The organism is Pseudomonas sp. LjRoot277 (assembly GCF_964253845.1).
In the GTDB taxonomy this organism is placed as follows: domain Bacteria; phylum Pseudomonadota; class Gammaproteobacteria; order Pseudomonadales; family Pseudomonadaceae; genus Aquipseudomonas.
Genome location: NZ_CAXURI020000001.1, coordinates 4,943,093 through 4,957,103 on the forward strand (window position 1 = coordinate 4,943,093; position 14,011 = coordinate 4,957,103).

Genomic DNA, 14,011 nt, shown 5'->3' on the forward strand with positions numbered 1-14,011 from the left:
GAATCAAAGCCCTTCCAACTCCGCCATCAGGTCATTAAGGCGATCCACCTTCTCCTCGGTGATATCACTCGCCGCCAATCCGTCGATGTATTCGGCCAATTCCGCCACCGTGCTGCATTCAAACATCGCCCGCAGCGGTACATCACGTTGCAGGGCTTTCTGTACCCGCGAAGCGATTTGCGTCGCCAGCAGCGAATGCCCGCCCAGCTCGAAGAAGTTGTCGCGAATCCCCACCTTCTCGACCTTCAGCACCTCGGCCCAGATATCCGCCAGCGTCTGCTCCAGTTCATTGCGCGGCGCCTGATAGTCCTGACTCTGCAACTGGCCGATCTCAAGCGCGGGCAAAGCCTTGCGATCCAACTTTCCGTTGGCATTCAGCGGCATCCGATCGAGCCACAACCAATGCAGCGGCACCATGTATTCCGGCAATTCAGCGCGCAGGCGTTGTTTGATGCGCTCCAGCCGCTCGGTTGGATTGATCAAAGCATCAGTCGCCACCAAATAGCCGACCAGATGTTTGCCGTTCACGCCTTCCTGTACACCGACCGCCGCTTCGCGGACTTCCGGTTGCTCATGCAGACGCGCTTCGATTTCACCCAGCTCAATGCGGTAACCACGAATCTTCACTTGATGGTCGATCCGCCCGACGTATTCCAGCACGCCGTCACTGCGACGACGGGCCAGGTCGCCGGTGCGATACAGACGGTCACCCGGCTCACCAAACGGGTTCGGGACAAACACTTGAGCGGTGCGCAACGGATCGCTCACATAACCGCGCCCGACCCCGGTGCCGGCGACACACAACTCGCCCACCGCACCCAGCGGCACCAGTTCCAGCGCGCCATCAAGCAGGTACAAGCGATTGTTGTCGGTCGGCGTGCCGATCGGCAGATAACTGCCACGGGTTGACGCCATGTCAACGCGGAAGAACGCCACGTCATCCGAGCATTCCGCCGGACCGTAAGCATTCACCAACCCGATCTCCGGGTAGCGCAGCAGCCACTGGTGCGCCAGCTCCGGCGGCATTGCCTCACCGGTCGGCAGCATCCAGCGCAGACCGTCGAGGCTCATGCGTTCCTGGACGAGCATGCCCTGAATCAGCGACGGCACGCTTTCCAGCACGGTAATGCCCTGGGTCGACACATGCGCCAGCAACCCTTGCGGATCATGGGCGATGGTGTTCGGCACGATGTCCACCCGAGCGCCGAACAGCGGTGCGGCGAGGAACTGCCAGACCGAAATGTCGAAACTTTGCGAGGCGGTCTGAGCGATCACATCGGCATCGCTCAAGTTCAGGTATGGCACCTTGCTCAACTGGTTGTTGAGCATGCCGCGCTGTTCGACCATCACGCCCTTCGGCAGGCCAGTCGAACCCGAGGTGTAGATCACGTAGGCGAGGTTGTCCGGGCCGCTGTAGATGCCCGGGTTGGCAACCGAAACATCGCTCGCCTGCACCTCTTCCCAGACCAACAACTTCGGCCGGTTGGCGCAACCGAACTCGTCCAGCAGCGCCAGCGCTTGCTCGCGGCAGGCCTGAGTGCAGACCAGCAACGGCGTGCGGCTCAGGTCGATGATCCGGCTCAGACGCTGACTCGGCAGCCCCGGGTCCAGCGGCAAATAACCCGCGCCAGCCTTGAAGCTGCCGATGATCATGCCCAGCAGATCGAGGTTACGTTCAGCCAGCAACGCCACCGGTTGATCCAGCCTCACGCCAGCGGCGATCAAGGCGTGACCGAGACGGTTACTGCGCTCATTCAGCTCAAGGTAGCTGTGCTGCTGCTCCAGGCAACTGGCGGCAATGCGCTGTGGATGCTCGGCAACCTGCGCTTCAAACAATGAGACATAACTCTGCTCCAGCGGGTAATCGTGTTCGCTCTGGTTGCAGCCGTGAATCAGGAAGTCTTGCTCATCAAGACCCAGCAGCGGCAGATCGGCCATGTCGCCGTGGAAACCTTCGACCAGTGCCAGCAGCAACCGCTTGAACTCGCCGAGCATGCGCTCGACGGTGGACTCATCGAAATATCGCTGGTCGTAAGACAGGTGCAAGCCCAGGTCATCGCCCGGATAGCAGACCGCCGTCAGCGGGAAGTTGGTGTGGGTTCGGCCAGAATCCGAGGTCGCGTTGAGGCTTTGCGCACGGTCCAACACCGAGACTTCCACCGGGGCGTTTTCGAACACAAACAGGCTGTCGAACAACGGTTGGCCCTTGGGCAGCTCGCTGTTTTCCTGAATGCTCACCAGCGGCAGGTATTCGTACTCGCGCAGTTGCATGTTGCTGTCGAGCAAACCGCTCAACCATTGACGAACGCTGCAACGCTGATCGTCTTCCGGCATTTTCACCCGCAGCGCGATGCTGTTGATGAACAGCCCGACGGTGCGCTGCATCTCCGGCATGTCCACCGGACGCCCGGCCACTGTGACGCCGAACAGCACGTCGCGATCGCCGCTCAAACGGCGCAACACCAGTGCCCATGCCGCTTGGGCAAAGGTGTTGATGGTCAGCTGATGGGCCTGAGCCAGTTCGCGCAGTTGCGCACCGTCACGGGCATCGAGCCGTGTGTAGCGGTCGCCGACGATCATGCCGCCGCTTTCGCCGGCATGTTCACGCAGGAACGGCCGGTCGCTCGGAATCGGCGTGGTCCGCTCGAAGCCTTGCAGGTTGGCTTTCCACCACTGCCGCGCCTCGGCCAGGTTCTGGCGTTGCAACCAGCCGATGTAGTCGCGATAACGCGGTGGCATGGCCAGCTGCGCTTCCCGACCTTCGCCGAGGGCGGTGTAGATTTCGAAGAAATCGTTCATCAGTAGCGAACGGCACCAGGCATCGATGAGGATGTGGTGGTTGCTCATCATGAACCAGTAGTGCGCCGCGCCGACCTTGATCAGGCGCAGGTGGAACGGTGCCTGATTGAGCAGATCGAACCCGGCCTCGCGCTCGCTTTTCAGCAGCGCCTGCAACTTCGGCTCCTGCTCGGTTTCGACGATTGCCGTCCAGTCCAGGTACTCGATTGGCGTGCTGCCCGGCTTGTGGATAACTTGCAGCATGTCTTCGCCGACGTTCCAGCAAAACGACGCGCGCAGGGCTTCGTGGCGGGCGATCACCGCTTGCCAGGCCTGAGCGAAACGCTGCGGATCCAGTTCGCTGTTGATGCGGTAGCGATCCTGCATGTAGTAGAGGCCGGTGCCCGGTTCCAGCAAGGTGTGCAGCAGCATGCCTTCCTGCATCGGGGTCAGCGGGTAGACGTCTTCGATGGCAGCTGCCGGGATTGGCAGCGCGTCGAGTTGCGGCTGGGTCAGTTTCGCCAACGGGAAGTCCGACGGCGTCAGGCCGCCCGCATCGTCGCGCAGGCAATGTTCGATCAGACTCTGCAATTCGCCGAGGTAGGCATCTGCCAACTCAGTGATGGTCTGCAGATCGTGGCGTTCGGCGCTGAAGGTCCAACGCAGCACCAGCTCACCGCCATAGACCTGACTGTCGACGCTCAGCTCATTGGGCAGCGGCGCGCGAGGATCATGGGCCGCGCCGACCGCTTCATCGAGAGGACGGAACAATGCGTCTGCGCCAAAGCTCTGGTCGAATTGACCGAGGTAGTTAAAGGTGATCGGCGCCACCGGCAAGGCAGCCATGGCCTGCCGGCTCGAGTCATCGGCGAGATAACGCAACACGCCATAACCCAGACCTTTGTGTGGCACCGCGCGCAGTTGTTCCTTGATCGCCTTGATCGAGGCGCCCTGCCCGTCCGCTGGCATCAGCCGCAGCGGATAAGCGCTGGTGAACCAGCCGACGGTGCGGGTCAGGTCGATCTCGTCGAACAGCGTTTCACGGCCGTGGCCTTCGAGTTGAATCAGCGCCGATTCGTGACCGCTCCAGCGGCACAGCACGCGGGCCAATGCGGTCAGCAGCAAGTCGTTGACCTGGGTGCGATAGGCACTCGGTGCCTGTTGCAGCAGTTGGCGAGTACGCTCGACATCGAGGCGCACGCTGACGGTTTGCGCATGACCATTCTGCCGGCCACCCTCGGGGCGATCACACGGCAAATCGGCGCTTTCACCGGCCAGTTGAGACTGCCACCAACTCAATTCCTCACGCAAGGATTCACTGCCGGCATACGCCTGCAAGCGTGCGGCCCAGTCCTTGAAGGCACTGGTTTTCGCCGGCAGTTTTGCCGACTGCCCCGCGTCCAGTTGGCGATACACCGTTTGCAAATCGTCCAGCAACACCCGCCACGAAACCCCATCCACGACCAAGTGGTGAATGCCGATAAACAGTCGCTGTTGCTCCTCAGGACCATCGACCAGCAGCGCGCGCATCAGCGGCCCTTCCTCAAGGTCGAGGCTGCGCTGGGCATCGGCGAACAGTGCCGTGCATTTGTCCATGGACGAAACGCGCACTTGCCACAGCACCGGCGTGTCGGAAACCGCCTGGTGCTCGGCTTGCCATTGGCCTGCAATTTCAGAGAAGCGCAAACGTAAGGCGTCGTGCTGCTCGATCACTGCCAGCAGCGCTTGCTCCAGACGATGAGGTTCCAATGCCACAGTCGGTTCCAGCAGCAACGCCTGGTTCCAGTGTTGGCGCTGGGGGATGTCGGTGTCGAAGAACCAGTGCTGGATCGGCGTCAGACGCGATTCGCCGGTCAGCAAACCTTGTTCGGCGGTGATCTGCTCGGTGCGGGTCGCCACGGCGGCCAGGGTCTGCACGGTCTGGTGCTGGAACAGGTCACGCGGGCTGAAGTGAATGCCCTGCTGCCGCGCACGGCTGACCACCTGGATCGACAGAATCGAATCGCCGCCCAGTTCGAAGAAGTTGTCATTGAGGCCGACCTGCAGAACGTTCAGCACTTCGCACCAGATGGCAGCCAGCGTCAGTTCAAGCTCGTTGCTCGGTGCCACGTATTGCTGACGGTTCAGCTCCGGGTCCGGCGCCGGCAACGCGCGGCGGTCGAGTTTGCCGTTGGCGGTCAGCGGCATGCTGGCCAGCAGGATCAAATGCGTTGGCACCATGTAATCCGGCAACTGGGATTTGAGGTGCGCCTTCAACGCTTCACGCAGTGTGTGTTGTTGCGCTTTGTCTTGCTCGGCGACTTCAGTCACCAGATAGCCGACCAGTTGTTTGCCGCTCGGGGCATCCAGCGCCAGCACCACGGCTTCACGGATCGATTCATGCTCCAGCAGCCGGGTTTCGATTTCGCCCAGCTCAATGCGGAAACCACGAATTTTCACTTGATGGTCAATGCGTCCGAGGTATTCCACCAGACCGTCGGCGCGTTGGCGCACCAGATCGCCGGTGCGGTACAGACGCCCGCCATTGGTGGCGAACGGATCAGCCACAAAACGTTCGGCCGTCATCCCCGGACGCTGGTGATAACCCTGCGCCAGACCAGCACCGCCGACGTACAACTCACCGGTCGCGCCTTGCGGCACCAGCGCCAGATCGGCATCGAGGATGTACGCCACGCGAGCGCCAATCACACTGCCGATCGGCACGCTGCCGAGGCCTTCTTCCAATTGCTCGGGCGCCAGACTGGCCAGAGGCATGACCACGGTTTCGGTCGGGCCGTAGGCGTTGAAAAACAGGCTCGGCTTGAATGCCGCGCGAATCCGCGCCAGATGCTCGCCAGTCAGCGCTTCACCGCCGGTGATGCACATGCGCACCGGCAGGATTTCGCCCTGAGTCGCCAGCCACTGCGCCAATTGGCTGCCGTAGCTCGGGGTGAAGCCGAGAATGTTGATGTTGTGACGGCGAATCAGCCCGCAGATTTCTTCCGCGTCCCACTGGCCCTGCGCTCGCAACACAACCTGAGCACCACTCAACAACGGCACCAGCAAACGCTCGGTCGCGGCGTCGAAGTTGATGGAATAGAAGTGCAGTTCGCAATCGTCCGGGCGCATGCCGAAACGTTCAATGACCGCTTGGCAATGCATAGCGATTTCACCGTGGGACACCACCACGCCTTTCGGCTTACCGGTGGAGCCCGAGGTGTAAATCAGGTACGCCTGATGTTGCGGCAGGCTGATAAACGGCAGCTCGGTGGCCGGGTAGTTGGCCAGTTCAGCCACGTCTTCTTCCAGACACCAACGCGCAATGGTCGATGGCAATTCACCGAGCGCCTTGAACATCGCCGCATCGCTGAGCAACAAACCAATGCCGCTGTCTTCGATCATGTAGTGCAAACGGTCCAGCGGGTATTCCGGATCCAGCGGCACGTAGGCGCCGCCCGCCTTGAGGATCGCCAACAAGCCGACGACCATGTCCAGCGAACGCTCAAGTGCCAGACCGACCCGAACCTGCGGCCCGACGCCCCGCTCGCGGAGCATCCAGGCCAGGCGATTGGCGCGGCTGTCGAGTTCGGCGTAGCTCAGGGTTTGCCCGGCGAAGGTCAGTGCCGGTGCGTCTTTACGGGCCAGCGCCTGCTCGCTGAACAGGTGATGAATGCACTGGTCGAGACGATGCTCGCCCGGCTCGACGCCGAGGCTGTCGAGCAGGTTTTGTTGTTCGGTGGCTTCCAGCAGCGGCAGCTCACTGAGGCGCTGCTGCGGATCGGCCAGCAGCGATTCCAGCAGGTTGCGCCAATGCCCGGCCATCCGAGCGATACGTGGTTCATCGAACAGATCGGTGCTGTAGGTCAGGCAGCAACCCAGGCGATGGTCGAGGTCGGTGACTTCCAGGTTGAGGTCGAACTTGGTTGCGCGGGCATCGTTGGCCAGGTATTCGACGGTCATGCCGGCGAGTGTGCGGCTCTGCTGGAATTCCCAGCGTTGCACGTTGCACATCACCTGGAACAACGGGTTGTAAGCGGCGCTGCGCGGTGGCTGCAACGCCTCCACCAGATGATCGAACGGCAGGTCCTGATGGGACTGGCCTTCGATCACGGTATGGCGAACCTGCTCGAACAACTCGCCGACGGACATCTGCCCGTCAAGCTGGCAACGCAACACCTGAGTATTGAGGAACGCACCGATCAGCCCTTCGCTTTCCGGACGAATCCGGTTGGCCACCGGCGCGCCGATGCGCAGGTCGGTCTGGCCGCTGTAGCGGTAAAGCAGCACGGCCAGCGCGGCGGTCATGGTCATGAACAGGGTCAGACCGTTTTGTGCGTTGAAGGCACGAACGCGCGCGGCAAGATCATCGCTCAGGTCGAAACGGAACAGTTCGCCCTGATGGCTTTGCACGGGAGGACGCGGACGGTCGCCCGGCAATTCCAGCAGCGGATGTTCGCGGCCCAGTTGCGCGGTCCAGTAGTCGAGTTGGCGCTGACGTTCGCCGGACTCCAGCCACTGGCGCTGCCAGACGCTGTAATCCAGATATTGCACCGGCAGCGGCTCCAGCGGCGATTCGCGGTCATCGACAAAGGCCTCGTAAAGCGCGCTCAGTTCCCGGGCGAAGATGTCCATCGCCCAGCCTTCGGTGACGATGTGGTGCAGGGTCAGCACCAAGTAGTGTTCCTGCTCGGCGGTCTTGACCATGCAGGCGCGCAGCAGCGGTCCGGTTTCCAGATCGAAGGGTGTATGCGCCTCGTCGTCGGCCAGTTGCTGCACCGCCCACTCACGACCATCGGCATCCAGCGAGGTGAAGTCCTTCCAGTCCATGCGCATCCCGGTGTCCGGTCGAACCTGTTGCCGGGCCACACCGTCGAGGCTCGGGAACGTGGTGCGCAGGGTTTCATGACGCATGATCAGTGCTTGCAGCGCGGCTTCGAAGCGCCCGACATCGAGCACCCCGCGCAGCCGCGCCATGCCGCCGACGTTGTAGGCCGGGCTGTCCGGTTCCATCTGCCAGAGGAACCACATGCGCTGCTGGGAATAGGACAACGGCACCGGTTGGCTGCGATCGACTTTCTCGATCGGCGGCTGCTGGTTGGTTTTGCCGCTGGCCTGGATCAGTTGAACCTGTTCGGCAAACGCGCCCAGTTCACTGTTTTCGAACAGCGCGCGCAGCGGCAACTCAACGTCGCAGGCCTGACGGGTGCGGGAAATGATTTGCGTGGCCAGCAAGGAATGGCCGCCGAGGGCGAAGAAATCGTCACGCAGGCCGATCTGTGTTTGGCCCAGCACTTCGCGCCAGATGCCGGCGATTTGTTGCTCGAGGGCAGTGACCGGCTCGACGTGCTTACGCACCTGCCACTGTGGCTCCGGCAAGGCGCGACGGTCGAGTTTGCCACTGGGGCTCAGGGGCATTTCGTCCAGGCGCATCAGCTGCGCCGGAACCATGTATTCCGGCAACTCGGCGGCCAGCGCGGTTTTCAGACGGACAGTTTGAGCATCAACATCTTCTGTGGAATCGGTTGCGGTGTAGTAACCGATCAACTGTCCACCGGCCGCCGTTTCGCGCACCAGCACCACGGCTTGAGCGACGCCATTCTGAGCCAGCAATCGTGCTTCGATTTCTTCCGGTTCAACGCGGAAGCCACGCAGTTTGACCTGCTGATCGAGACGGCCGAGGTATTCGATCACGCCATCGGCGGTCCAGCGTGCACGGTCACCGGTGCGGTACAAACGCGCGCCCTGCTCTCCCAGCGGATCGACGACGAAGCGTTCAGCGGTCAGACCCGGACGACCCAAATAGCCACGGGCCAGACCGATACCGCTGATGCACAGTTCACCCGGCACACCAGCCGGCACGGGATTGAGTGACTCATCGAGCACGCGGCACAGCACATTGCCCAGCGGACGACCAATCGGCGAGCGTTCGCCATCGGCGGTTGTGCAGTGCCAATGAGTGACGTTGATCGCGGTTTCGGTCGGGCCGTAGCGGTTGTGCAATTGCACGGCGGGCAGTTGTTCCAGCACGCGGTTGCGCAGTTCGGCGGGCAAGGCTTCGCCACCGGAGAATACGCGGCGCAGGCTGGTGCACTCGGCGGTCAGCGGTTCGTCGATGAACAACGAAAGCAGCGGCGGTACGAAGTGCAGCGTGGTCACGCCGAATTGCTGAACCAGTTGCACAATACGATGCGGATCGCGGTGTTCACCGGGGCCGGCAATTAGCAAACGCGCACCTGTAATCAGTGGCCAGAAACACTCCCACACCGACACGTCAAAACTGATCGGCGCCTTTTGCATCAGCACGTCGGTGTCGTTCAAACGATAGGTGGTCTGCATCCATTGCAGGCGCTCGGCGAGGGCTGCGTGGGTGTTGCCGACGCCCTTCGGCTGGCCGGTGGAGCCGGAGGTATAAATCACGTACGCCAGGTTGTCGCCGTGCAAGTGCAGGCCCGGTGTGTGGCTCGGCCAGCTCTCCAGATGCAAGGCGTCCATGGCGATCACGCTGACGCCATCGGCAGCCGGCAAGCGCTCAAGCAATTGAGTTTGGGTCAGCAGCAACTCGACGCCGCTGTCGCTAAGCATGTAGGCCAGGCGCTCGACCGGGTAATCCGGGTCCAGCGGCACGTAGGCGCCACCGGCCTTGATGATCGCCAGCAGGCCGATCAGCAACTGCGGCGAACGCTCGGCGGCGATGGCCACGCAGACGTCCGGGCCGACGCCTTTGTCGCGCAGGTAATGGGCCAGTCGATTGGATTGGGTGTGCAGTTCGGCGAAGTCCATGGCGCCGCCGTTCCACATCAGCGCGGTGCGTTCAGGGGTTTGGCGTGCTTGTTCGTTGAGCAATTCGGGCAGCCAAACGCTGGCCGGTGTGCATGGTGCGGCGCTCCACGATGCTTGCTGATCGAGCTCGGACGAGGTCAGCAATTGCAGATCGCCGATGGCGGTTTGCGGTTGTTCGCAAACGGCTTGCAGCAGGTTGACGAAATGCTCGGCCAGACGCTCGATAGTCGCCACGTCGAACAGTTCGCTGGCGTAGTCGAAAGAAAGGCTCAGGCGACCATTTCTGCCTTCCTCGCTGTGCAGCTGCAGGTCGAACTTGGCTTCGCGGCTATGCCAAGGCAGCTCTTCGGCCAGCAGCCCAGGTAGGCGACGCAGTGCGCTCAAGTCCCGTTGCTGGTGGTTGAACATGACCTGGAACAAACCTTGTTCGCGGGCTTGCGGGAAGGCTTCGAGCAATTGTTCGAACGGCAGGTCCTGATGCGCTTGTGCGCCCAACGCGGCCTGACGGGTTTGCGTCAGCAGCTCCACGAATGGCAACTGCGAATCCAACTCGGCGCGCAGCACCTGAGTGTTGATGAAGAAGCCGATCAACCCTTGGGTTTCCAGGCGCGGACGGTTGGCGTTCGGCACGCCGATGCGGATGTCGCGCTGGCCGCTGTAGCGATGCAGCAGGCTCTGGAACGCGGCGAGCAACAGCATGAACGAAGTGGATTCATGGGCCTGGGCGGTCTGGCGAATCGCATCGCTCAGGGTCGCGCCCAGCTTCACAGAATGGCGGGCAGCCGTGTGAACGTGGTGCGCCGAGCGCGGATGATCAGTGGCCAGGCTCAGGGTTGGATGATCATCGCCCAATTGTGCTTTCCAGTAAGCCAGCTGACGCTCGCCCTCCCCTTCTGCCAGCCATTGACGCTGCCAGCTGCCGTAGTCGGCGTATTGCGTGGGCAATGCTGCCAGCGTCGCTGTTTGTCCTTGGGACGCTGCGGCATACAGGCGCGAGAACTCGTCGATCAGCACGTTCAGCGACCAACCATCGGCGATGATGTGGTGCATCGTCACCAACAGTTGATGGTCCTCATCATCGAGGCGTACCAGGGTCACCCACAGCAGCGGGCCTTTCTCCAGATCGAATTGAGTACGGGCTTCGTCCTCACGGATTTGCTGCGCACGGACTTCACGCTCGGCAACCGGCAGGTCGCTGATATCGATGAGTTGCAGTTTGAACTCACTCGCTACATCGACCTGTTGCAGCGCCACACCATCACGTTCGAAGAACCGCGTACGCAGGGATTCATGGCGTTCGATCAGCTGTTGGAAACTGGCGCGCAAGGCGTCTTCATCCAGTTCGCCGCGCAGGCGCAAGGCGCCGGGAATGTTGTAGGCGCTGCTCTGCGGGTCGAGTTGCCAGGTGATCCACAGGCGGTTTTGCGCAAGCGATTGCGGCATGGCTTCGGTGCGCGACAACGAAGTGATCGCGCCTTGGGCGAGTCCGCCGTCCTGTTGTTGCTGAGCGACTGCGGCGGCAAACGCGCCGAGGGTCGGCGCTTCAAACAACAGGCGCAGGTTCAGCTCCAGACCGAGTGTTTCTCGCAGACGTGCGACCACCTGAGTGGCGGCGATGGAGTTGCCGCCCAGCAGGAAGAAGTGATCGTCGGCGCTGATCTGTTTGACCTCCAGTTGCTCGCACCAGATCTGGCCGATCAGGGTTTGCAGTTCGGAACCTGATTCAGTCGCGGATTTGCTTTCGATGTCTGCCGACGGGAACAGCGCATAGCTGTCGAGGCTGCCGTCCGCCAGACGATTGCGGCATGCCGAGCGTTGCAGTTTGCCGCTGGAGGTCTTGGGCAACGCGCCCGGATTGAGCAACACCACCACGCTTGGCGCCTCCTGATACGCCTCGGCCACGGCTTGGCGGATGGCTTTGATCAGGGCGTCAGGCGGGAGGATCTTTTGCACGCTGCGGCTGATTTCCGCCGCAATGCCAATGCCTTCCTGACCCTCGATGTTCACGGCAAAAGCGGCCACACGACCTTTGCGCACCACCTCCACTTCGCGTTCGATGGTTTGCTCGATGTCCTGCGGATAAAGGTTGTGGCCACGGACGATCAACATGTCTTTCAGGCGCCCTGTGATGAACAGTTCACCGCCGCGCATAAAACCCAGGTCGCCGGTACGCAGCCACGTACGGCCAGCGTGCTGAACGAAGGTTTTGGCGCTGGCTTCGGGGTTACGCCAGTAGCCGTGGGCGATGCTTGGCCCGGCGGCCCAGACTTCGCCGACCGCATTGTCAGCCAACTCGTTGAGCGCAATCGGATCGACAATCAGCACCGCGTGATTCGGCTGACTGATGCCGCAACTCATGATCGCGCTGCCCTCGCCTGGCTCGGCACGGTTTTGTGCCAAGGCTTGATCGTCCACGCGCAGGTTGCCAATGCCCTGGCCGCGAGGGCTGCCGGCCACGAACAGCGTCGCTTCGGCCAACCCGTAGGACGCCATGAAACTGTCTTGGGTGAAACCGCAGGCCGCGAACTTCTCGGCGAAGCGATCCAGCGTATCGAGGCGAATCGGTTCGGAACCGGAATACGCCACGCGCCAGCCGCTCAGGTCGAGGCGTTCCAGGGCCGATTCACTGACCCGCTCACTGCACAACCGATAGGCAAAATCCGGCCCGCCACTGATGGTGCCGCCGTACTCGCTGATCGCTTCCAGCCAGCGCAACGGCCGGCCAAGGAAATACGCCGGCGACATCAACACGCACGGCACACCGCTGAAAATCGGCTGCAACAGACCGCCGATCAGCCCCATGTCGTGGTACAGCGGCAACCAGCTGACGATCACATCGTCGGGGTTCAAATCAATGCCGAAGCCGTGGCGAATCAGCAGCTCATTCGCCACCAGGTTGCCGTGGCTGACTTGCACCCCTTTAGGCAGCGCGGTGGAACCGGAGGTGTATTGCAGGAACGCGATGTGGTCGTCTGCAAGGTCCGGCGCCACCCAGCGTTCGGCCAACGCACTGTCGAGCGTATCGACACACAGCAACGACGGCGCGCCCTCTATTTGCTGCAACGCATCGCGCAGAGCGGCGCTGGTCAGCAGCAGACGCGGTTCGGCATCGCTGATGATCGACAGCAGACGATCCTGGTGATGACGACGCGCCGACTCCGGCGGATAGGCCGGCACCGCGATCACACCGGCGTACAGGCAGCCGAAGAACGCCGCGACGTAATCCGGGCCGCTGGGAAACAGCAGCACCGCTCGATCGCCAAACGCAGCCTCGGCCTGCAACGCGCCAGCAATGGTCCGCGCCCGCTGATCCAGCTCGCGATAACTGAGCACCACAGCCTGATCCTGGGTTTCGGCAAGAAAACGCAAGGCCACCCGGTCCGGCGTCAGGGCCGCTCGGCGCTGAAGGGCTTGGACCAGTGTGCTGGGGAGTTCGAACGCGTCGGTCATGAGGTTTCCTGCCTGAATTCGGCTTGCAAAGTGAAATCGGTTTTCTGACGTCACGCCCCTTCGAAGGCGTGCAGGGCGCGGTCTTCGCCGACCGCGCAAGGCTTGGGAATGCTGTTTTGGCTGCAGCGGCTAGCCGGAACCATTCACCAATGAGAACGGTTGACGTCTTTAAATAATTAGTCGGAAGGCTTGATCGCCAATGGGACTGCGGTGCGGCAGCGTGTCGCAGTTCTCACTCTGCACCTTCGCGGAGCATTAGTTCTCTTTCTCATTTGACAATCATTATCATTAAGAATAATTTGTCGCTCGATATGTTGGACGGCTCAGCCCCCGCGAGCCGTCCCACGAACCTATTGGCAGCAAGGTGATTTCCATGACGGAACAAGTATCCACAAGCAGGTGCGATTCACCGCTACTTCAGGCCTTCGTCGACAATCGACTGATTCTGGTCAAGATTGCAGCCCGCATTACCGGTTGCCGGTCGCGTGCTGAAGACGTGGTGCAAGATGCGTTCTTCCGGCTGCAATCCGCGCCGCAGATCACGTCCTCGTTCAAGGCTCAACTCAGCTACCTGTTCCAGATCGTGCGCAACCTGGCGATCGATCACTACCGCAAACAGGCGCTGGAGCAGAAGTATTCGGGCCCTGAAGAGGAAGGCCTGAACGTGGTGATTCAAGGCGCTTCGCCGGAAACCTCGCACATCAACTTCTCGACGCTGGAACACATCGCCGACGCGCTGACCGAGCTGCCCAGCCGCACCCGCTACGCCTTCGAGATGTATCGCCTGCACGGCGTGCCGCAAAAGGACATCGCCAAGGAGCTAGGAGTCTCACCGACCCTGGTGAACTTCATGATTCGCGATGCGCTGGTGCACTGCCGCAAGGTGTCGGGCAGTCGTGTGGATACCTTTGCCCGTCGCTAAGATCTGAGATTCGCGTCGCCCCCTTCGCGAGCAAGCCCGCTCCCACATTGGATCTCCAGTGTTCACAAAGCTTGTGTTCACAGAAGATCCAATGTGGGAGCG

At 61.7% G+C, this 14,011-nt stretch carries 2 protein-coding genes; one reads left to right on the plus strand and one right to left on the minus strand.

The window, feature by feature from the left end; all coding sequences use genetic code 11:
- Positions 1-3: 3 nt before the first annotated feature.
- Positions 4-12,987 carry a non-ribosomal peptide synthetase gene (locus tag ACSQ87_RS23225; protein WP_436274479.1) on the minus strand — a complete coding sequence of 4,328 codons (12,984 nt, stop codon included), beginning with the start codon at positions 12,985-12,987 and terminating at the stop codon, positions 4-6.
- A gap of 373 nt (positions 12,988-13,360) precedes the next feature.
- On the opposite strand from ACSQ87_RS23225, the gene ACSQ87_RS23230 reads away from it, so the two are divergent.
- Positions 13,361-13,909 carry an RNA polymerase factor sigma-70 gene (locus ACSQ87_RS23230; protein WP_008145913.1) on the plus strand — a complete coding sequence of 183 codons (549 nt, stop codon included), beginning with the start codon at positions 13,361-13,363 and terminating at the stop codon, positions 13,907-13,909.
- Positions 13,910-14,011 lie beyond the last annotated feature (102 nt).

Excerpts from the sequence above, each read along its gene's own strand:
- ACSQ87_RS23230 (WP_008145913.1), top strand. The coding sequence starts at position 13,361 with ATGACGGAACAAGTATCCACAAGCAGGTGCGATTCACCGCTACTTCAG.
- ACSQ87_RS23225 (WP_436274479.1), bottom strand. The coding sequence starts at position 12,987 with ATGACCGACGCGTTCGAACTCCCCAGCACACTGGTCCAAGCCCTTCAG.